Origin of the sequence: Jilunia laotingensis, assembly GCF_014385165.1 — a bacterium.
Taxonomy (GTDB): Bacteria; Bacteroidota; Bacteroidia; order Bacteroidales; family Bacteroidaceae; genus Bacteroides; species Bacteroides laotingensis.
In genome coordinates this window covers 1,032,838-1,055,518 of record NZ_JACRTF010000001.1, presented here as the reverse complement: position 1 = coordinate 1,055,518, position 22,681 = coordinate 1,032,838, and the positions used below count along the sequence as shown (strand labels likewise).

The 22,681-nt window shown below is 35.7% G+C and carries 19 protein-coding genes; 18 read left to right on the top strand and 1 reads right to left on the bottom strand.

Going from position 1 to position 22,681, the window contains the following annotated elements; all coding sequences use genetic code 11:
* The first annotated feature begins 20 nt into the window (after positions 1-20).
* The 18 genes from H8744_RS04170 (at position 21) to H8744_RS04085 (ending at position 20,121) form a co-directional block, all read left to right on the top strand.
* A complete protein-coding gene (locus tag H8744_RS04170; protein WP_262433642.1) occupies positions 21-1,514 on the top strand; it encodes a phage tail sheath family protein in 1,494 nt (497 codons plus the stop codon).
* Between the two features lie 36 nt (positions 1,515-1,550).
* The gene (locus H8744_RS04165; RefSeq protein ID WP_262433641.1) at positions 1,551-2,006 is read left to right on the top strand and encodes a phage tail protein; all 456 of its coding nucleotides are present in this window, start codon (positions 1,551-1,553) and stop codon (positions 2,004-2,006) included.
* A 775-nt stretch (positions 2,007-2,781) separates the two neighbouring features.
* On the top strand, positions 2,782-3,099 hold the full coding sequence (locus tag H8744_RS04160; protein WP_262433640.1) for a TIGR04149 family rSAM-modified RiPP: 318 nt from the start codon (positions 2,782-2,784) through the stop codon (positions 3,097-3,099).
* A 101-nt stretch (positions 3,100-3,200) separates the two neighbouring features.
* Positions 3,201-4,418 carry a PDZ domain-containing protein gene (locus H8744_RS04155; protein WP_262433639.1) on the top strand — a complete coding sequence of 406 codons (1,218 nt, stop codon included), beginning with the start codon at positions 3,201-3,203 and terminating at the stop codon, positions 4,416-4,418.
* 26 nt (positions 4,419-4,444) lie between these two features.
* The gene (locus H8744_RS04150) at positions 4,445-4,717 is read left to right on the top strand and encodes a hypothetical protein (RefSeq protein ID WP_262433638.1); all 273 of its coding nucleotides are present in this window, start codon (positions 4,445-4,447) and stop codon (positions 4,715-4,717) included.
* Positions 4,718-4,820: 103 nt separating this feature from the next.
* Positions 4,821-5,135, top strand: coding sequence for a TIGR04149 family rSAM-modified RiPP (locus H8744_RS04145; RefSeq protein WP_262433637.1), 315 nt, complete (start codon positions 4,821-4,823; stop codon positions 5,133-5,135).
* A gap of 178 nt (positions 5,136-5,313) precedes the next feature.
* Positions 5,314-6,465 (top strand): hypothetical protein, encoded by a 1,152-nt coding sequence (locus H8744_RS04140; protein WP_262433636.1) that lies wholly within the window; start codon positions 5,314-5,316, stop codon positions 6,463-6,465.
* Between the two features lie 382 nt (positions 6,466-6,847).
* Positions 6,848-7,093, top strand: coding sequence for a hypothetical protein (locus tag H8744_RS04135; protein WP_262433635.1), 246 nt, complete (start codon positions 6,848-6,850; stop codon positions 7,091-7,093).
* Between the two features lie 664 nt (positions 7,094-7,757).
* Positions 7,758-8,975 carry an erythromycin esterase family protein gene (locus H8744_RS04130; protein ID WP_262433634.1) on the top strand — a complete coding sequence of 406 codons (1,218 nt, stop codon included), beginning with the start codon at positions 7,758-7,760 and terminating at the stop codon, positions 8,973-8,975.
* Between the two features lies 1 nt (position 8,976).
* The gene (locus H8744_RS04125; RefSeq protein WP_262433633.1) at positions 8,977-9,873 is read left to right on the top strand and encodes an ATP-binding cassette domain-containing protein; all 897 of its coding nucleotides are present in this window, start codon (positions 8,977-8,979) and stop codon (positions 9,871-9,873) included.
* A complete protein-coding gene (locus H8744_RS04120) occupies positions 9,870-10,622 on the top strand; it encodes an ABC transporter permease (protein WP_262433632.1) in 753 nt (250 codons plus the stop codon). Before H8744_RS04125 ends, H8744_RS04120 begins: the two co-directional genes overlap by 4 nt.
* 18 nt (positions 10,623-10,640) lie before the next feature.
* Entirely contained in the window at positions 10,641-11,816 is a 1,176-nt protein-coding gene (locus tag H8744_RS04115; RefSeq protein WP_262433631.1) for a lanthionine synthetase C family protein, read from the top strand.
* Positions 11,817-11,845: 29 nt separating this feature from the next.
* Positions 11,846-13,966, top strand: coding sequence for a lantibiotic dehydratase family protein (locus H8744_RS04110; protein WP_262433630.1), 2,121 nt, complete (start codon positions 11,846-11,848; stop codon positions 13,964-13,966).
* An 11-nt stretch (positions 13,967-13,977) separates the two neighbouring features.
* Positions 13,978-14,838 carry a thiopeptide-type bacteriocin biosynthesis protein gene (locus H8744_RS04105; protein WP_262433629.1) on the top strand — a complete coding sequence of 287 codons (861 nt, stop codon included), beginning with the start codon at positions 13,978-13,980 and terminating at the stop codon, positions 14,836-14,838.
* 33 nt (positions 14,839-14,871) lie between these two features.
* The gene (locus tag H8744_RS04100) at positions 14,872-17,076 is read left to right on the top strand and encodes a peptidase domain-containing ABC transporter (protein WP_305067438.1); all 2,205 of its coding nucleotides are present in this window, start codon (positions 14,872-14,874) and stop codon (positions 17,074-17,076) included.
* Positions 17,077-17,092: 16 nt separating this feature from the next.
* Positions 17,093-18,415 (top strand): HlyD family secretion protein, encoded by a 1,323-nt coding sequence (locus tag H8744_RS04095; RefSeq protein ID WP_369411052.1) that lies wholly within the window; start codon positions 17,093-17,095, stop codon positions 18,413-18,415.
* A gap of 20 nt (positions 18,416-18,435) precedes the next feature.
* Entirely contained in the window at positions 18,436-18,633 is a 198-nt protein-coding gene (locus H8744_RS04090) for a hypothetical protein (protein ID WP_262433626.1), read from the top strand.
* Positions 18,634-19,080: 447 nt separating this feature from the next.
* Positions 19,081-20,121 carry a DUF4934 domain-containing protein gene (locus tag H8744_RS04085; RefSeq protein ID WP_262433625.1) on the top strand — a complete coding sequence of 347 codons (1,041 nt, stop codon included), beginning with the start codon at positions 19,081-19,083 and terminating at the stop codon, positions 20,119-20,121.
* A 416-nt stretch (positions 20,122-20,537) separates the two neighbouring features.
* Here H8744_RS04085 and H8744_RS04080 read toward each other — a convergent pair whose 3' ends face one another.
* The gene (locus H8744_RS04080; RefSeq protein ID WP_262433624.1) at positions 20,538-22,670 is read right to left on the bottom strand and encodes a glycoside hydrolase family 31 protein; all 2,133 of its coding nucleotides are present in this window, start codon (positions 22,668-22,670) and stop codon (positions 20,538-20,540) included.
* Positions 22,671-22,681: the final 11 nt, after the last annotated feature.

The following is a 22,681-nucleotide window of genomic DNA, read 5'->3' as shown; positions in this document are numbered from 1 at the left end:
TAATTAAATCAGATTAGCTTATGGGATCAATTAAAACACCTGGCGTCTACATTACAGAGAAAAGGGCATTCGCTGATTCTGTAGTAGAAGTTGCTACCGCAGTACCTGCCTTTATCGGTTATACCGAGATGGCCGTCAATGGCAATGCCTCTTTGCTTAACAAGCCGTTTCGCATCACATCAATGGCAGAATATCATACTTATTTTGGAGGTGCCCCGACTCCTTTGTTTTCTTTGCCGGATGCTGCAGAAGGAGAGACACCTACTCTGGTGTGCGGTGAAAAGAAAGTAATGGTGAAACAAATTAGCTTACCATTCACACTTTATTATCAGATGTTGATGTTTTTTGGTAATGGTGGTGGACCCTGTTACATTGTTTCCGTAGGTGATTATAAAGCCGAGGAGCTGAGTGCGGATGCTCTTAAAGCAGGTATAGAGATTCTACTGAAAGAACAGGAACCAACAATGGTGCTTTGCCCTGAAGCGGTAGGTTTAAAGGATAAGGAATTGTGCTATAGTGTTCAGACTGCAATGTTGAGGCATTGTGGCTATGATATGCGCAATCGTATGGCTATTCTTGATGTATATGATGGCTATAAAGACAGACGCGACCCGGCTGGTGACGTAATTAATGATTTCCGTGAGGGAATAGGTAGCTCATTTCTTGACTTTGGCGCAGTTTATTATCCATGGGTTAATACATCCATTATGCAAGACCGTGATTTATCGTTCTTGAATTTTGATTCAGATTCACTAAAGGCATTGATGGGCGAAGAGCTGAAGGAATATCCTGAAGAAAAACAGTCGCTTATTAAGGAACAAATTGATAAGATTGGAACAGAGTTAGATTTAATAGCTCAAGATGCGTTGAACAAGACATTGCAACAGATTTCTTCGATTTACAGATCAACCTTAAATGAAGCTAAACGCATACAGAATCTTTTGTCGCCTTCGGCAGCTATGGCGGGTATCTATACGATGGTGGATAATACCCGTGGAGTATGGAAAGCCCCTGCCAATGTTTCTGTTAACTTGGTCAGATGTCCGGCTGTGCTTATTACTCATGAAGAGTATGACGACTTGAATGTTCCTTTAAGTGGAAAATCTGTCAATGTAATACGCATGCTTGTTGGCGAAGGTATCAAAGTATGGGGTGCCCGTACGTTGGAGGGAAATTCACTTGACTGGCGTTACATCAATGTACGCCGTACAATGATTATGCTGGAAGAATCTCTAAAGAATGCAGTACGTGCTTATGTATTCCATCCGAATTCAGCACATACCTGGATTGACATAAAGAGTATGATTGAGAGTTTTCTACGTAGTATTTGGAAACGTGGTGGACTTGCCGGTGCTACTCCTGAAGATGCATTCAGTGTGCATGTGGGGCTGGGTGATACAATGACTCCCGAAGATATTTTGGAAGGAGTGTTACGTGTCACGGTCTTAGTTGCTATTGTGCGTCCGGCTGAATTTATTGAAATCACCTTCCAACAACAAATGCAGGAAAGCTGATAAACTTAAAAATAAATGTACCAAAAATTTAAAATTATGGCAGAGGAAAAACAACATAACATATGCCAGCCAACGGCTTTTTATTTCAACTTACAAACCGTGGGATCCTCCACAAGAAGAGATATAGATTTTCTGGAAGTATTTGGATTTTCAGCGGAAATGGAATCTCAAGAAATAGATGGACATCAGAGATATGTTCCCGGGTCGATGAGACATGGAAATATTATTTGTAAACGCCCGATTAGGCCTTTGCGGAAGAGTGAACTGTCTTTGTGGACTTCTCAAATGATGCCAGAAGGGGCTAATAAAGATTTGACAACATGTGATCTATTGATTACTTTGTTATCTCCGACAGGAACACGTGAAGCTGCCTGGTTAATAACTAAAGTTTATCTTGTGAAATGGGATGTGGCCGGATTTGATTTAGAGAATAACGATGTTGCACTCGAAACGATTGAATTTGCATATGATACGATACAGCGAATACAGTAAGGCGTATGGCAATCTCAGTTATGTATCGTTGAAAACAGTGTTAAATCTTAATTGGCAATAATAAAGATAATGCCTTTATTTTTATTAATGGGATTCATGCGGGACACGCTAGGCAGCGTCCCGCATGAATCCCATTAATTATTATTTCTGGCAGCAATGCATCATCTCATACTTAATAACACATAAAGGAGCATTTATTGTTAGAGACAGGTGTGAAATTGGAAGATTCCCTGTGTAAAATCAAAAGAAATGAATTTATTTGATACATAATTTTATGTATGTTTAAGTAGCAAGATGTTGATATATAATTGTTTAATATCTATTCTTTAGTACATTGTCTTTTTTTTGAAATGTGAAGAAAATGCGGCATCTTTGTAGTGTTAAACCATTAAACAGACCTGCCATGAAAACACAAATTCCATTTCTGACATTAATTATTTTTAGTTGTATAGTAGAAGTGCAGGGCATAAGTGTGAGCGATAAGCTTGTGTTTCTTAGGGATAAGTTTTCTTTCGGGGGGATGAAGGCTAAGTCTGATAAGATAAAGGTTATCGCTCCGCGTTCTCTGTAGTCATGAATGTTGTTATCGGTGATGAAATTCTTTCAATTTTTATGAATGAAACAGATCTAAACCTTTTAAAATGGCCATTCCTTTTTAATAAATATAAGTAATGATGACCATCATGTGCTTATCAGAGAAAATGTTTCTTACATAATTACTTGTTGCTTTATATGTTTATATAAAGTTCATTATTAACTAAAATTTCAAACAATCATGAAAACTGACAAGTTGAAATTACATGAAATTTCGGGTTCTGAGTTGAATGAGCTTGAGATGTGTCGCGTTTTAGGCGGTGGTGAAGTTGGTTGTTGCCAATGTGGGTGCAAATATGCTAACAATGGCGGTTCTTCCACAAGTGCAAATAACAGTGCTAATAATGCTGGTGGGCTTACTTCGGACGGTAGTCAGCAATGCTGCAAGTATGAAGGAGGGACTATTGAAGGAGGGGATCTTTGGGGTGGGAAAATAGAAATTGATCCCTATATAGCTGAGCAAGATAATCTTTGTCCTCCACGTCCAGTAATTCCGTAATAAATCAATATGGCATGTCAGAAGTCATTTCTTATTTTAGAAAAGTATAAAATAGATAGACTTACATCGGCTTCTGATATGCCTTTTAAATAATGTATTATATGACAAAATATATTTATTATATTTGTGTGGTAGTTCTACTGTTTATTAGTTGTAGTATTCAACCGAATAGAACCTATTTTACAATTAATCCGGAAGATCGGAAAATTGTACTTCCCGTGCAGATAAATGATAGTTTAGCTGTTCGTCTAGCTTTTGACTCAGGTGCCAAAATGGGAGCTTTAGTGCTGGATTCTGCTTTTTGCGCGAATTATCCAGCCATTTTAAACAAAGATTCTTTAAATAAATTAACTTATAGCGGGTCAGCGTGGGCTGAATTTCTTGTTTTAGCTTCACACTATAAGATAAATACGGATATTAAAATATCCGGTCGATATATTTTATATGATAAATTTAGGGTATTCGATTGGAAGGGGCATTTTTTAACATCTGATTCAGAAGGTTTGTTTAATATTCCCCAAAATGATACAATACATGTCTGGGAGTTGAATTTTGAGAATAATTATATGAAAATCCATTTGGGCAAGAATTTTAGATTACCGGATGATTGCTTTGTGACTCCTATGGTAAAAGAAAAAAAACATTCTTGTCCTTTCAACATAAAGCTTCCAATCAAAGTAAGATGTAATAATGGAGATACAATAACTCTTGAACATACATATACAGTGGATACCGGCATGGCACATGACATAGTTCTGACACATAAGGATGATGAATATGATTTCTTTAATAATCGCAAAGATGCGGTTTGGACGAGTGACTTAAGTCATTACCATCGTTATTGTATGGTAAATGCTACTTTGTTTGATAAAATGGATATGGATTCTTTACGAATATATACTTTTGACTACCCCAACAACGTGCAATGTGACTATTTAGTTGGTTTGAATTTTCTAAAACGCTTCAATGTCTTTTTTGATATGAAAAGGAAGGTCATCGGTTTACAACCGATAAAAAATTTTAAACGTATAGTCAATCCTATCCATCAACGTTTTCATTTTTCTTATGGCTTCACTCGTCAGGGTAAAATGATGGTAACAGGTGTTGGCGATTATGAAAGTAATCGTTTCAAGATTGCCGGTTTGAAAGAAGGTGATGAAATTGTGAATATCAATGGTCGTCCTTGCAAAGATTTTACTTGGCTGGAACATCGTGCCTTGGAAGTGGAAGCAGACACTATCGTGTACGATGTTCTTCGCGATGGCGATCCTTTGAAGATCGTTGTAGTTATTGATAAGAATGAGATACAAGGTGATTGAAGTATTTTATATTAAAGAAATTTGCTATGGAAGCACGAATCTTATTTCTGATATTAATTATTTTTAGTTGCATAGTTGAAGCGCAAGCTGTAAGTGTGAGCGATAAGCTTATTGTTTTTCAGGGACATGTTTTTCTTTCGGGGGGATGTAAAGTTAAATCTGATGAAGATAAGGATTATCGCTCAGTATCTTCCGTATCCATTGATGCCGTTATCAATGGTGGACTCCTTTCAAATTTTGTGAATGAAACAGATCTAAGCCTTTTAAAATGGCCATTTCTCTTTAATAAACATAAGTAATGATGACCATCATGTGCTTATCAGAGAAAATGTTTCTTACATAATTACTTGTTGCTCTATATGTTTATATAAAGTTTATTATTAACTAAAATTTTAAACAATCATGAAAACTGACAAGTTGAAATTACATGAAATTTCGGGTTCTGAGTTGAATGAGCTTGAGATGTGCCGCGTTTTAGGCGGTGGTGAAGTTGGTTGTTGCCAATGTGGGTGCAAATATGCTAACAGCGGTGGCTCTTCCACAAGTGCAAATAACAGTGCTAATAATGCTGGTGGGCTTACTTCGGATGGTAGTCAGCAATGCTGTAAATATGAAGGAGGGACTATTGAAAGTGGAGATTTTGATCTATATGCAATAAAGGATCCTTGTACCACGCGACAAGATAATCTTTGTATTCCACCTCCTATGATTCCTTAATAAAACTATACTAAGTTGTGTCAAAAGCCGATCTCTTCATGTTTTGTGAGAATATGGAGAAAGATTTTTATTAGTTTTTGACATAACTTATTAAATGATTAATTCTATGATAAGACTTATATACTTAGCATACATGGTATGCCTGTTATTATGCAGTTGTAATACACATTCGAATAGGGTGTATTTTACAATTGATCCGGAAGATCGGAAAATAGTACTTCCTGTTCAGATAGATGATAGTATAACTGCTCGTTTAGCTTTTGATTCAGGTGCGACGATAGGAGCTTTAGTGTTGGATTCTACTTTTTTGCTCAAAAATCCTATGCTTTTTGATGTTGATTCTTTGGTTAAATCAGGGTTTAGTGGTTCGGCGTGGGGTGAATATTATGTTCCAAGTTCTTGTTATAAAGCTACACCCGATGTGAAAGTAGGGAATAAGAATTTAGTATATTCAAGAGCAATTGTATTTGATTGGAAAAAGTATTTTTCCACATCTGATTCGGAAGGAATGTTTAATATTCCTGAAAATGATACTATACATGTCTGGGAATTGAATTTTGAGGATAATTATATGGAAATCCATTCAGCCCAAAATTTTAGATTACCAGATGATTGTTTTGAGATTCCTATGGTAAACGTTAAAAAATACCCTAATCCTTTCATTATAAAGTTCCCGATAAAAGTAAAATGTAATAATGGAGATACTTTGACTCTTGATCATGCTTTCTTAATTGATACCGGTATGCCATCGGATATTGCTTTAATTCGTAGAGATGGGGATGAAGAATATAACTTTTTTAATGACCGTAAGGAAGCAGTTTGGACTAGTGATTTAAGTCATTATCATCGCTATTGTACGGTAGATGCCACGTTGTTTGATAAGATGAATATAGATTCTTTACGAATATATACTTTTGACTACCCCAATAATGTGATTTATGATTATTTGATCGGGTTGAATTTCCTAAAACGTTTCAATGTCTTTTTTGATATGAAGAGGAAGGTCGTTGGTTTTCAGCCAATAAGGAATTTTAAGCGTATAGTCAATCCTATCCATCAACGTTTTCATTTTTCTTATGGCTTCACCCGTCAGGGCAAAATGGTGGTAACAGGTGTTGGCGATTATGAAAGTAATCGTTTCAAGATTGCCGGTTTGAAAGAAGGTGATGAAATTGTGAATATAAATGGTCGTCCTTGCAAAGATTTTACTTGGCTGGAACACCGTGCCTTGGAAGTGGAAGCAGACACTATCGTATATGATATTCTTCGCGATGGCAATCCTTTGAAGATCGTTGTAGCTATTGATAAGAGTGAGATACAAGGCGATTGAAGTATTTTATATTAACTAGTTGCCCAAATTGAAGGATAAATATCCTCATTTGGCAAGTCAAGGCATTAAGCTCTTGTTTATTATTGGATTTCTCTCTTTAGAAAATTGACCGTTATTTCTGATGGCGCAGGAGAAATACTTTATCTCTTGTTCAATTGTATTTAAAAGGGCTTTTATGACCATAAAAAGATGTGAGTCATGTAGATTTTCTGCATAAAGTCAGAAAAAATAAATTCGTTTAATACATGATATTATGCGTGTTTGATTGGTAATATATTGATATATAATTGGTTGTCGTGCATTTTTTAGTACACCCTCCTTTTTTTGAAATGTCATGAAAATGCGTCATTTTTGTGGTGTTAAACTATTAAACAGATTTGCTATGAATACACAAATTCTATCTCTGACATTAATTATTCTTACTTGTATAGTAGAATCACAGGATGTAAGCGTTAGTGATAAGCTTATTGTATTTCAAGGATATGTTGTTCTTTCGGGGGGAGTGAAAGTTACATCTGACAAAGATAGGGATTATCGCTCTACATCCTTTGTACCCATTGATGTTATTATTGATAATGGAGTTCTTCCGATTGATATTTTGGATATTATGAACTCATATAAGGATTGACATCATTTTTTAGGATTATTAATTTGAATTTAATATGCATGTTATCATTTTCGAGGATTATTTTTTATTCGATATTAGATTTGATGATATATTATTTGTATAACTATACATTGCGCGTAATAAACATATAGTAACAGTCGTGTCCACTGTTTATTTTGGATACAACAAAAAAAAATAATATGGGTAAATTGTCATTAAACAAGCAAAGGTTGGCAAGTTTAGATCATAATCTTGATTTGCTAGATAGGAGTGATATGAATTCGCTTCAAGGAGGTATTAATAAAGGAGGTCTATATTTAAGAACAGATACTTGTACTGATGGATATACATCTGGCTGTTCTGATGGTTGTGGAATCTTTGGAACGATATATAATTGTACTAATTCTTATTGTACGGATGATTGCCCCGGTGGGATTCCAAGTACTACTACTGATATAGCGTGTAATATGTATTATGGGCATATGGAATAGTTCATTCTAAGGTGAATATTCTAATTTAAAGCAGATAATGAAAATAGCTTATTTTGTTATTAAGTGAAATATAGCGGTACAGTGTATATTCATTTATGCTGATAAATATGCAAACTACACGGATGAAAATAGTCTAATTTATATGATTTGTGTAGTTTGCATATGTATTTATTTTTTATATTATAATTTTGAGTATGCATTATGCGCGTGTTTATATTCTATTGTTCTTTTATATCTGCATTATTATCGTAGGTATATGGTCGTTTTCTCCTGTTAATCAGGATGTTGATAAACTTGAGATAGAAAGATATGTACATGACTTATCATCTGATACGGCAGAATATTCGCGACTTTTACTTCGGCTTTCCGACCATCGAGTTGTTTTACTTGGCGAACAAACTCATTCTGACGGGAAAACAATATCTTACAAGGAACGGTTGATAAGAACTCTTCATGAGCGTTTCGGATATAATGTTGTGTTGTATGAAGCCGGTATGTATGACATGTGGCTCATGAATCAGGAAGAATCTTTGGAACCTTTGCATGGATTATACTATTTTTGGTGCAGTAATCATGAAAGCAACTCTCTATGGGAATTCTACAAAAAATCCCGAAAGTCAGACAACCCTATTGAACTTGGAGGGTTTGATGTGCAATATACCGGGGATATTTCTGATTCATTACGGTTAAAAAGAGTGAAGGAATATCTGCATACCAAAGATGTTGATATTCAAAAGTATCCGGATTTTGTTCAGTCTCAATCGCATATTAAATATTTGTTTATAAATCCGAATATATTGGATACGTTGCAATTTACCCGTTTACTTTCCGACATTGGGCAGATGGCTTTAGTTGTGAAAGAGAGAATGGTACCAGATAATCGAACAGATGAACTTTATTATAGATATTTGCAAGGATTGAAAAGTTATCTTGAAGCATGTAGGCAATATGAGCCGGGAGAAGCTTATAGGATGCAGTTGCGGGATTCGCTTATGGCTGATAATTTTAACTGGCTGGCTAATACTGTATATAAAGATAGAAAGATAATCGTTTGGTGTTCAAATCTTCATGCATTGTATGAAGATGGTAAACTTGTGGAATTCAAGCCTTTCGGGAACTATCTAAAAGACTATTTGGGAGATGAAGTTATTTCTGTCGTTTTTTCCTCTTACGGAAGGATAGACCCAGATGGAAGAACATTCAGAACTTTAAGCCGTAAATCGTTGGAATATCAGATTCATTCTTGTGGTATTTCCGAAGGTTATCTTGATTTTTCAGAATTGGACACCGCTTCATGGTTGAACCGTCGGTTTGTTTCAGGGATCAATCAAGGACTCAGTGTCGGGAATGATTGGAGCGAGATGACGGACATTTTGATTTATATTGATAAAATGACAAAACCTACCTATTGACATGACAATCATTGAAACTCAAAATCTTAGATTTTGCTTTAAGAAGCAGGAAATATTGAAGGATATCTGTTTGTCTGTTCCTGAAGGTGCCATATACGGTTATCTCGGACAGAATGGTGCAGGTAAAACTACCACGATACGTATTCTTCTTGGGTTACTTCCTTTTTTACAGGGAAAGGTGTTTTTCCATGGAAAAGAGTTTCAGCCCCACCGGTTATCAATATTGACTAAAGTGGGTGCTTTAGTTGGCGGTCCGTCCTATTATCCGGATTTAACTGCTTTGGAGAATCTTCAATGTCTGGACTGTTTATATCAGATTGGAAAAAATCGTATGAATGAAGTTTTGCGATGGGTAGGGCTTGAAGTTGCAGCGAATAAAAAGGTAGGCAAGTTTTCTACCGGTATGAAACAGCGTTTGGGTATAGCAATGGCTATTTATCATGATCCGGATATTTTGTTTCTGGATGAACCGATGAATGGTTTAGATCCTGAAGGAGTGCATGATATCCGTCACTTGATGCTTCGCTTACATCAAGAAGGGAAAACTATTTTCTGTTCTAGTCATATATTGAGTGAAATGGATAAAATATGTACTCACATTGGTATTTTGAAAGAAGGAAGTTTGCTATATGATGGTACACTTGTCGATCTGGTTAAAAAAGTGAATAGGCACATACATGTGAAATGTGCGGATGCAGAAGCACTTGCTACTTTTCTAGAAACACATGGTGTAGCATCTGATCTTTATATATCGGGAGTTTTATCGGTGATTACAGACGACACTCTAACGTTTCAAAAATTGTTGGAACTGTTAATTGGTTCAGGGATTACCATTGATGCGGTAGAAAGCGATGCATCGTCATTAGAATCTGTCTTTTTAAAAATGATGTCGGTATGAACGGATTTTTTTCATTATTGAGGTTTGAGCATCTAAAGGCCAAACGTAATTTCAGTGTCTGGTTGATACTGTTGCTACCATGGGTGTTAAGCTTGTTGAATATGGTATATATACTATATGATGCACGTGGGCATGACGGGTTGTACTTGAATCCGTGGCTGTATACGGTTCGCTATCTTTTCCAATTATATGTTTTTTTATATCCGTTATTGATGGGTATTACGTCTTATTCGTTGTTTGAATTAGAATATCGCCATTCAAACTTTCAACGGTTGTTTATATTGCCAGTTAGTAGGAATTGCGTATTAGGGGCGAGATTAGTGTTTATTTGGGAAGTAGTAACTTTGTCTGTATTGGGAGCGTATGCAGCGTTTTGGACTTTCTCTTTTCCTTTGTCTCATTTTTTGCCTCAATACGGCTTTGGCGAGTATGATGCAAGAGGCATAATGGCAGTATTTTTTGTGAAACTTTATCAAGGCAGTTTGGTGCTTGTCTATCTTCATTACTTGTTTAGCTGTTTGTTTAAACGTTTCTCTGTAGTGTTAGGTATTACTTGTTTGGGGGTGATGTTTTCTATAGTAGCCGCAAATTGGGAGTATGTGGTGTATTCTCCTTATTATTATCCTTATCGGGCATATATGAGTTTGATGAAGGAGAGCATTTCATTTATAAATGTAGGAGGGATTGCAGGGATATTATATTTTTTGTTTACCCTTCCTGTTATGACTTTTGTTTACAAAAAAATGTAATGACGAAAAATCTTGGAAATGATAAAGTGTATTTTGGAGCGTCTTGAAGAAATTTTGCATTCTATAGAATCTTTTATAGATGAAGGGAATCATGGAATAGGGCTGTTAAGTGGAAATGCAGGTATTGCTATATTTCTTTTTTATTATGCGGATATTTTTAATGATAAAATAATATTCGATAAAGGAGTAAAGGTGGTGGAGGGTATTTTGGATGAAATTAAACACGATCAGTATGTTACCTTTTCAGCAGGAATACCAGGGGTTGCTTATATGCTTAATCTATTGAAAAGAACTGGTATTATACACACTGAGATAGACCAGGATGCTAATGAATATATTGCTACTGTTTTAAAAAATAAAATGAAGGTTAGCAAAGTATATGATTATTTACATGGGATTTTAGGTATTTCTTTATATTTCATAGAAAAAGAGGAGTTTACATCAAGGGATGCAGAGATTATATGTGATGTCATTGATTTTATAGATCAGGTTTCTATTATTGATGAACGAAGTGGAGGGATAAAATGGCAGTGTATGTTCAATTTATATGATGGAGTTGAAAATTATGACCTATCACTGGCACATGGAAGTGCTGGAATTATTCTGATATTGTGTAAAATATACAAATTAAATGTCGAGAGGAGGAGAGTTGAACTTTTAATAGTAAAAAATATAAATTATATATTATCTAATGAATTACAGGATAGAAATTGTCATAGTTATTTTCCTAGCGGGATAAAAAAAGGTATAGTTCAAAATAGTCGTTTGGCATGGTGTTATGGTGATTTAGGTATTGCATGGGCTCTGTGGAAGGCTGGTAATGTTTTAAATAATAATAATTGGATAACTAAAGCTTTTCAAGTTTTTGAATATTCAACCAAGAGGAGATTATTAGCAGAAACTTCTATTATAGATGCGGGGTTCTGCCATGGTATATCGGGTGTGAGTTATTTCTTTTCAAGGATATATGAAGAGACGGGAGAGCAGATGTTTAAAGATGCATCTAACTATTGGCTTCACAGATTATTAGACTTTAATATTCCAGGTGGAAAGGCTGCAGGATATAAGTCGTTTTATTTGGGTAAATGGTATGATAATTTTTCTCTTTTGGAAGGAATTTCAGGGATTGGACTTGTCTTATTGTCTACTCTAGAGAAGCAACAATTTTGGAATAAATTATTTTTATTAGATTGATTATGTATAAGGCATTTGACTCTTTTATTATGAGAATACCATTGTATTCTTTATCATGGCTATTGGATATGATGAAAAAATCCGATATTGATAGTCTTTTAGCGGACAAAAGAATATTAGAAGCTCTTTACCTTGCGTCCCCTAGTTTGTATTCTGAGATTAGTAAATTTCGTCAAGGATTTCTTAATAACAAGGATCAAATTCGTTTTAAACAATCTATTTGGAAATATGTGAAGCGTATGAGTACAAGGTGTACGCCATTTGGCTTGTTTTCTTCATTTTCTATAGGAAATGTAGGTGCTAGTACCCAGATAAAAATGGATTCTTTTAAAAGAAAAACGCGTTTGGATATGACTTGTACATATGTTATATCACAAATTCTGGAACGGAATAATTGTTTGAAAGAATCTCTATTATATTATCCTAATTCAACAATATTTGAGCTTATAGGAGATAATATTCTATTATACACTGAAGAAATTTTTTTAGGTGCTGTCAAATCTCATATAAAATCATCTGTCGATAGATCAGATGCTTTAATGATGATTCTTAATAAAGCTATGCATGGTCAGAGACGTATGGATTTAGCACTATCTATAGTGAATGATGATATTAATTTGGAAGAAGCCTTGAATTTTATCGATGAATTAATTGATAATCAGTTGTTAATTAGTGAATTATATCCGTTTGTGACTGGTGGGGATTTATTGGACTATATTATTGCAAAACTAAAATCTTATCAGGTAAAAATAGCAGAATTAGATATTTTAAGTCGAATAAAAGAAAAGTTAAATAATATAGATAAGACGAAACTTGGTGAAACTCTCAATATTTATTCTGAACTAGAAGGATTAATAAAAGAATTAGGAATAAAGATCGATAGAAAGTACTTGTTTCAATGTGATTTGGAACGATGTTATAGTAAACTATCTATTGATTTTAAAATTGTTAATCAGCTATATGAGGCGTTGAGGTTTGTTAATAGAATTTCATTTTATAATCCTAATGTAGAAATAGAAGATTTTGTCCGAAGATTTAAAGAGAGATACGATACTGCAGAAATACCACTTTTGGAAGCGTTAGATGATAGAATAGGTATAGGTTATAGGAGTATTCCTTATTTGGATTCACTTATAAAGCAAATGCCAATCAATAACAAACATCCATTAAAGGGTATGCATTGGGACAAATATGAACAAATATTGAACAGAAAATATTTAGAAGCTTTAAAAAAAGGAGAAAATATTATTTTAGATGAGTTTGCTTTTTCTGAATTTGAAGAGAAGTGGGATGATATTCCAGCTACAATCTCTGTGTTTTGTGAACTATATCAAAATGGAGAAATATTTTTTAATTCTGCAGGAAATTCAAGTGCTTGTAATTTAATTAGCCGTTTTGGACATAGTAGTAATGTTGAAAAATATTTGGTAGAAATTACCCAAAAAGAGAATCTGTTATCTTGTAATGATATTTTAGCGGAAGTAGTTCATATACCATTTTCTAGGACTGGAAATGTGTTACAGAGACCGAAACTGCGGGAATATGAAATACCTTATTTTTGCAATTCTTTTGCTAAAAAAATAATTTTATCTGATTTGATGGTTAGCATTAAGGGAGGAAAGGTCATATTGCGGTCTAAGAAGTTAAATAGAACGGTCGTGCCAATGTTGTCCACTGCCCATAATTATAATAGCAAAGATGCATTACCTATTTATAATTTTTTAGGATCTATTGGTTTATATGGAAAAAGAGGTGCGCTTATCTTCTCTTGGAGAGGTTTATATGATATTTATAATTATTTCCCACGAGTTCAATATAAAAATGTGATATTATCTTTAGCAGAATGGCGTATCAATGTCAATGAAATGTTGTCGTACATTCAGAAAGGAACAGAATTATATACACGTTTTAACGAATGGATAGATATGAATAAAATTCCCCAGTATGTAGAATTATGTGAAGGAGACAATCATCTACTATTAGATTTGCATTCAGAATTAAGCATAGGAATCTTTCTATCCGAAGTAAAAAAAAGAGATGTTGTTGTTTTGCGTGAAAGTTTGCGTTTCCAAAAGCAATCAATTGTGATACAAGATAATGAAGTATATAGTAATCAATTTATTTTTGGTTTTTATAGAGGTAATTATTAAATATAAAATATATGCAAAGAATTTTTATACTTGGTGATGAATGGGTGTACTTGAAAATATATGTAAATCCAGCAGAATCAGATAGGATACTGTTAGATTCTATTTGTTCTTTAAAAGATAAATTATTGAATGATGGTATAATTGATAAATGGTTTTATTTGAGATATGGTGATCCTGAATACCATTTGAGAATAAGGTTCCATTTGGTTAGAACAGGCCACTTAGGTTTACTTATTGGCTTGTTTAATGATGCTATAAAGCAAGATATCGTTAAGAAATATATTTGGAAAATTCAGGCCGATACTTATAATCGAGAAATGGAACGTTATGGTGGAGAACTTACTATCGAATTTTCTGAAAGCCTTTTTTTCCATCAAAGTGAAATGGTTTTGCATCAATTAAATGAACTGCGTTCTAATAGAGTTGAAGAAAAAAGAATGTGGATTCCAGTTATTATGATGATTGATGAACTCTTAAATATTTTTGAATTTTCTGTTTTTGATAAATGTAATCAGTTTAAAAAGTTGACATCTCAATTTTTGGATGAATTCAATTACAATACAAAAGATAAAAAATATTTATCAAATAAGTATAGGGAAGTAAAAGGGGATGTTTATAATATTATGAATGGAAATTTATTTATTAAAGATTGTTTGTATATTAAAAAAACAAGCACAACTATTCAAAAATTATTCACTAAATATGCTTTGCAGAAAAGCAATATTAAACATTATAATATAGTTAGTTATATACACATGTTAATTAATCGTTATTTTGATAATTGTCCTAGAGCGCATGAATTAGTTATATATTATATATTATGGACATACTATAAATCTATCATTGCTCAAAATGCTAAAGCAATGAGTTGAATTGATTTTTGTGTGACGATATTTAAAAGAAAAATGAGATCGTTTCCTTTCTATACCCAATATGATACAATGGATTGCGGACCAACGTGTTTACGTATGATTGCGAAATATTATGGCAAACACTATTCATTGCAAACTCTTCGTGAACGTTCTTTTATAGCACGTGAAGGAGTTTCGATGTTAGGGATAAGTGATGCTGCTGAGTCAATCGGTTTTCGGACTTCGGGAGTTCGGATCTCTTTACAGCAACTGACAAGGGATGTTTCTTTGCCTTGTATTTTACATTGGAATCAACGGCATTTTGTGGTGTGCTATGATATTCGTAAAAAACATTCGGGTTTTCGATATTATATTGCAGACCCTGCCTCTCAATTGGTTTCTTATGATGAAGCAGAATTAAAGAAATGTTGGATTGCAACTCAAAAAAATGGGGAAGAAAAAGGTATGGCGTTGCTTATGGAACCGGGACCTGATTTTTTTGAGAATGAAGATGAAAAAATGAGTGGGAAACGGAATCTCGTCTTTTTTGTTAAATATCTCACTCCTTACAAAAAACAGTTGATACAACTTGTTTTGGGCATGTTGACAGCTAGTCTATTACAGCTTATTTTCCCTTTTCTGACCCAATCACTGGTTGATGTGGGGATTCAAAATGGAAACATAAATTTTATTACTTTGGTGTTGATAGCGCAAATTATAATTTCGATATCTCAACTTTCTGTCAGTTTCATCCAAAGTTGGATTTTGCTACATATGAATACCCGTATCAATATTTCTTTGATTTCTGACTTCCTGACGAAATTAATGAAGCTTCCCATTCGCTTCTTTGACACTAAAATGGTAGGGGATACTATGCAACGTATCGGTGATCACAATCGTATTGAAAACTTTTTGACAGGATCGTCCATAAATACTCTCTTTTCATTTGTAAATTTCTTCATTTTCGCTTTTGTATTAGCTTATTATGACTTGATTATTTTAGGAATCTTTTTATTCGGTAATGCTTTGTATATAGGTTGGATATTTTTGTTTATGAAATATAGGCGTGAGTTGGATGTCAGACGTTTTACACAAGCTGCCGGAGAGCAAAGTAGTTTGATTCAATTGATAACGGCTATGCAGGAAATTAAACTGAATAATTGTGAAAAACAAAAACGTTGGCAATGGGAACGAATTCAGGTAAAGTTGTATAAAATTAGGGTAAAGGGGTTGACTTTAGGTCAAATTCAACAGGTTGGTTCTATCTTCTTTTATCAAACGACCAATGTATTCATTACTTTTATAGCAGCCAAGGCTGTAGTTGAAGGACAAATGACATTGGGAATGATGATGTCTCTGACCTATATTATCGGTCAATTATCTGGGCCTATCGGGGCTTTTATTGGTTTTGCCCAGGAATTTCAGGATGCAAAGATTAGTCTGGAACGACTGAACGATATACATGGGCAGCAAGATGAGGAGATAGGAATTTCTTCGAAGGTATCGGTTTTAGAAGGAAGGCGAGAAATACGGATTGAAGATCTTTCATTCAGCTATGATGGATCGAATAGAAATTATGTATTGAGAAATTTGAACCTGGTGATTCCGGAACATCGTGTTACAGCTATAGTGGGGGCAAGTGGTAGTGGAAAAACAACATTGATAAAATTGATGTTGGGAATATATTTGCCCAATAAAGGGGAAATTAAAGTTGGTGATACACCTTTACAAATGATTAATCCACATTTATGGAGAGCAAAAACCGGCTCGGTGATGCAGGATGGCTTTATTTTTTCAGAAACGATAGCGCAGAATATTGCTGTAGGTGAAGAGATAATAGACAGAGTACGGTTGAGGCATGCTGTTACAGTAGCCAATATTAGAAATTTTATTGAATCGCTCCCTTTGGGGTATGATACTAAAATCGGGATGGAAGGAAATGGAATAAGTCAGGGGCAAAGACAGAGAATTCTTATAGCCCGCGCTGTTTATAAAAATCCGGAGTTCCTTTTTTTTGATGAAGCCACTAATGCATTGGATGCTAATAATGAAATGGAAATAATGAAAAACCTAGATGAATTTTATAAGGGAAAAACTGTAGTAGTGGTGGCTCATCGTCTAAGTACTGTTAAAAACGCGGATAACATAATTGTACTTGACGGGGGAATTATTGCTGAGGAAGGGACCCATGCGGAACTTGTAGGGATGCAAGGACTTTATTTTCAATTGGTGAAAAACCAATTAGAGTTGAGCGATTAGACATTATGGGGATATGATAAAAGAAGAAAAGAACAACAATGAAATAGAACTTCGTAGTGATGAAGTACAAGAGGTGATGAATAAGATCTCCCCCTGGATTATACGTTCTGGCATTACAGCACTTTTTTTTATAGTAATTATATTGTTTATCGGTTGTTATCTTTTTAAATATCCGGATGTATTACAAGCTGACATAACAGTGACAACGGAAAATCCGCCAACTTATGTATTGGCACGGGTTTCCGGGAGATTGGATACACTCTATGTAGGCAATCACCAAAAAGTGTCAAAAGGAACTTTTTTAGGCTGTATTATAAATCCGGCTGTCACGAATGATGTACTTTGGTTAATGCAAAATTTGCAGGATTGGCAACGGAGGGGATACTCATTGAACGAGGGCAAAATAATATTTGAAACGGCTACCTTGCAGTTAGGAGATATACAAGCAATATATTCGTCTTTTGTATCGGTTCTTCTTAAGTACACTCATTTTAAAGAGCTAAACTATTATGATAAAAAGATATGTACGGAAAAAGAACGGTTGGCGGATCAAAAAAAGTATTATGGTTTGATAAGACGTCAACACAATTTGGCTGAAAAGGAAATGAAAGTGGCTAACAGGATATATACTCGTGACTCGATATTGTATGTGGATAATGTTCTGATTCCTGCGGAGTTTGATGTCTCAAAAAGTCAATATTTACAACAGTTGCGGGCTATTGAGACTTCTCGTATCAATTTATTGCAGGCAGAAATGCAAGTAAGGCAAAGTGAAGAGAATGTATTGGATGTAATGAAGCAATGGATAGATGAAGAACAACAGTATCAGACAGAACTGAAAAATACATTAGAACAATTACTGGCTAAATTGCAAGCGTGGAAGCAAGATTATTTACTTGAGAGTCCAATAGATGGGATAATAACTTTTATTACCGTTTGGACTCAGAAACAGAATGTACAATCCGGAGAATCATTGTTTGTGATTGTGCCCACAGATATGTCTGCTCCTAAAGGAAAGGCGTTTTTACCAATTCAAAGTTCCGGAAAAGTGAAAATTGGACAGAAGGCTCATATCCGTTTATCTAACTACCCGGAAAAAGAGTTTGGCTATGTACAAGGAGAAATATTTGCTGTTTCTCCCGTACCTACTGCTGAAGGGAATTTTATAGTCGAAGTGTCGCTTCCTAATGGATTGGAAACGAACTATGGAAAAGAATTACCTCCGGATCAGGAACTAAAAGGGATGGCAGATATCATATTAGAAGATTTGAGTGTATTAGAAAGGTTATTGGCTCCTATAAGGCAAATATGGATGCATAACATCAAAGGAGATAAATAATGAGTTAGAATAATATAATTATGAAGTATCTTTTTCCATTTATTATTACTTCTGTAGCTATGGTGGCAAACGGGGCATTTCAACGAAATGATTCGATAATCAGTAGTGACTCTATTAAGTATGTGCTGAATGATACAGTGATAACTTTGGATGAAGTTGTCATAAAAGAGCAGAAAAGGATATTTAAGTGGGATGGAAAATACCATTCCCTGAAATGATAATCTTATCATCGGCAGAGGAAAATGATTTGACGGTTCTTAAAAGAGAGGTGGCTGATGGACTGAACCACAGGAATATCTTTGCAGATAAGATATACCCTGATTTCTCTTTCTAGGGAAATAAGCAGCAGGAACAGGAAATTACTATGCTCAGGCCTGTAAAAGTAATAAAGGGAGAAGCCGCTATTATTACTCAAAGGGAGAAAGCAGGCAGAGACCTATTCTCGACAGCTGTTTCAAAGGTCGGACAACCCATAGAATCGTTTTTCAACTGGCTGAATGAGAAAACAAATATTCAAAGAGTGATGAAGGGCAGATCTAAGTATGGGCTTCTAGTGCATACGATGGGAAAAAGTGCCATCGCATTCATTTATTTAATTTTCTAAAACAATGAATCAGAGTTCAACTACTGATTCGCATTAATTATTAATTTAAAATTTTATCATTATGGAAAAGAAATTTATGCTAACAAAATATTTTTCAATCTTGTTATTGATAATAGCCTTACCGTTAAGTGCTCAGATAAATATCGATACTGATCAGGCCATTCATGTGAAAAGCTTCGCAAAAAGCGATATTTTTGCAGATGTGTATAGTATCAATATTGGTCAGGGTGCAGATAAGCCATTTAGTCTTATAAAGCCTTACACTACTAGAGACAACAAACTGTTGCTTTCCTGTTGGCCATCCGAATTATATCTTTATGATTTGGAAGGTAAATTTTTAAAAAGGATTCATTCAGGAGATCAGCTTCCGGTCAATACGTATGATCGTAATAAGAACTATTTTTACTTGGAAGTTCTTGATGGTGGAGTGCCCACATGGTATGGTATAGATCTGAAAATAGGTGAGGTCGTTACTCGACTTCCAAAACCCTCTATATATGAAAAACAGATCGTGAACTTTAAAAGAACCGGGGCTGATGAATATGTTTGTTTTGTAAATAATCAGTCGGGAAATGACAGTGTATTCGTTGTTTTCTTTGACGGGAAAGGTAAGGTGAAATGTACAATCCCTGAAGAAAGGACTTACAAAAAAAACGGAGAAGACAACCCTTATTTTCAGGGTCAGTTTTATGATTACGATGGCAAACATTATTTTAAGGAGCTTCTTTGGGGAACGACTGTTTACGAAATAGGTGATTGCAAGCTTATTCCGCATATCCAGTTTGATTTGGGTAGTAAAACACCCAACTATGCTTATCGTGATATGCCCGAAAAGAACAAGGGTACTTATCAGCTAGGTACGGTAATGGAAACGGATACCCGTATTTACTTCAGTTACAATGTTAATAAAGAGACCTTTTGGGGATATTACAGTAAGGCTGATGGCAAAACCTATGTTACTAAATTGCCCTCTAAAGATAAAATTACAGATAAAGGTGAAAGTTGTAATTTCTTGCCTGCTTGGGATTCTGGCTTTGAAACAGTCACTGCCATACAATCAAAGGATAAAGAACCGGTTATTGTGGTGGGAGATCTGAAATAACTAGTCTGATTAGCTTTAAACTTAGCAGTGCCGATAGAATAAAGAGTTGCTAGATTTATTCTATCGGCATAATATAGGTTTATTTAGTTGTGCCTTAAAAGTTTATTTTAGCGAAATATCGCTGCCTGACAATCTTTTGCTAATTTTTCTATAAAGTATAAAAGTATTCTCATGGCTCTTTTGAAGTTATAAGCAGCCATTAATAGTACAATTTGGAGAGTCATTGTTTGTGATTGTGGCCACAGATATGTCTGCTCCTTAAGGAAAGACATTTAATTGTGTGTCGTTTTGTGTAGCTATGAAACCAACCCATGCTGTGGGGCAGGTTGGTTTCATTCTATCAAATTCCATCAATTGACTTTTATCATTTTATATGAGATAATGCAGCAACAGGGAATATCTAAAATGTGCCTATTTTATGGAATAAACTCATAGCTCTTCAATATGAACCGTTTTCCTTTATATGAACCTTTACGTTGTAGTTTGACTTTCTTCTTGTCAACTTGTAAAGTGATGGTGTTATAGGCTCCGGATTGATAATCATAACTCTCTCCATCGTCTTCCAGAAGAACTACGGGAGAGACAGGACTTCCATATACTTTGCAGGTAAGTTGGAAGCTGCTAGTTGGGGATACAAATTGAACCGGCTCTGCCAACGGTAGAAGAGTACCGGACTTGACATATAACGGAAGTTGATTGAAAGCTGTTTCTATCAGGTAGCTTTTTCCCCCTTCATAGGTTTCGTTTGTATTGAAGTTATACCAGGTTCCTTCCGGGAAGTAGACGGTTCGTCGGTTAGTGTCTTTATATAAGGGGGCAGCCATCAAGCCGTCCCCAATCATATATTGGTCATACAGCTTGCTTGCCTGCGGGTCGCCCGGATAATCCATCAATAACGGACGGAAAGGAGGGATGCCTTGTTGATGATAGGCAAAAAAGGCTGTGTATAGATAAGGTATCAATTGCATACGAAGGTTTATCAGTTCGCGGCTATACTGTTCAAACTGTTGGGCTTCGGGCAGAAATTCCGCCCGGTTGTTCTTGTCTCTGTCAAATTGAAGCCACGGTGCGTATTGCAGATACCAGGCATTTACCATGGCTTGCGGAGATAAAATAACTGTTTGCAAGCGGTGGAAGAACTCTTCGGGAGAATGGGATTCTCTGACTTCCGGACACCAGAGTAAACCACCGAAGGCTGCATTACACATCATGCGTATATAATCTTCATGCCCATAGATGTCACTATAAATGACTGCCGGAACGGAGGACATAAACAACCCGGAAGCTCGATAATCCTGAAAAGCACGGTGATTGGCTTTCCGGTACATGCTATCCAATGTGGTGACGTAAAGCGAACCGAATAACTGATGCATCTGTTCACCGTCCAATCCCGAAGGGAAACGTGACATATCGGGAAATCCCCATGTTGCATCAGCTTTTGTGATATTCGAATTATCACATTCGTCCATCTTAAAGCCGCTGATTCCTTCTTCCATCAATGTCTTATGATGGTCGGTGAATAATGTACGAGCTTCCGGAAGCGTGAAATCCGGAACCAGCCCGTTCCATACCAGATAATCACCGGCATAGGGTTTCATCTTCTCATAAAAAGGTGCTGCCGGATTGACATAAGCATGTTCCCATAGATTGACTTTGAAGCCTTGCTGCTTCAAGTCTTGAATCATTTGCCGGTGATGGGGAAAGTGGTCGCTCCAAACATATGAACAGGAATAGGCTGCCGTATGCCATCCCGGTTCCAAACCGATCACATCGCATGGAATCTTGTTTTCACGGAAATAATTGGCAAAACGCATGACTGAATCCTGCACGGCATCTCCCTTGACACGGTATTTGAAGCCTAATCCCCACAACGGAGGCAAGCAGCCTCCACCGGAGAGTAAATTATAACGTTGTACCACTCTTTTTACGTCTGGACCGGAGATTACCAATACTTCTATGCCTTTGGCTCCGGGAATATCGATATGTACTCCATTACCATTCCCCCTGTTTTTATAAAGTTCTTCCGTGGTCAAAGCGACTTCCCCTTTTTGTCTCCCGGAAACGGAAGGTTGATACTTTTGTCTTTGATTGGAACCGCAAAGAAAGGTGGTGTATCGGGCCGTATTCACCAGAATGCCGTATCCTTTGCTGGATATGTAAAAAGGTTGCGGGGCATGGGACAATCCCAGTCCTCCGTAAGGGTTGTCGTTCACTATGGGGCGTTTGCGAAGCCCTCTTTGCTCGAACGTTTCTATCTGCAATCCGAATCCGTATATTTGTTCGTCGTCTGCCAAGGGTACTTCGATCTGGCAACCTCTGTCTGTTGTGACTATCCGGATATCATATAAATCAAAAGGTAAGTCGGAGACCGGAAGTTGTTTCATGCTTTCTAGCTTTATTTCCGGTTTAAATACCCGGAGTGGGGTTAAAGAATCTGCTGTCCCGGCTTTAAGCATAAAAACGCCCGGAGCAATTTCCGTTGACGGGGACTGTGCATGTACGAATAAGTTTGTAATTAAGAACATTAATAGCAGCCATCTACTTTTCATAAGTTTTATCG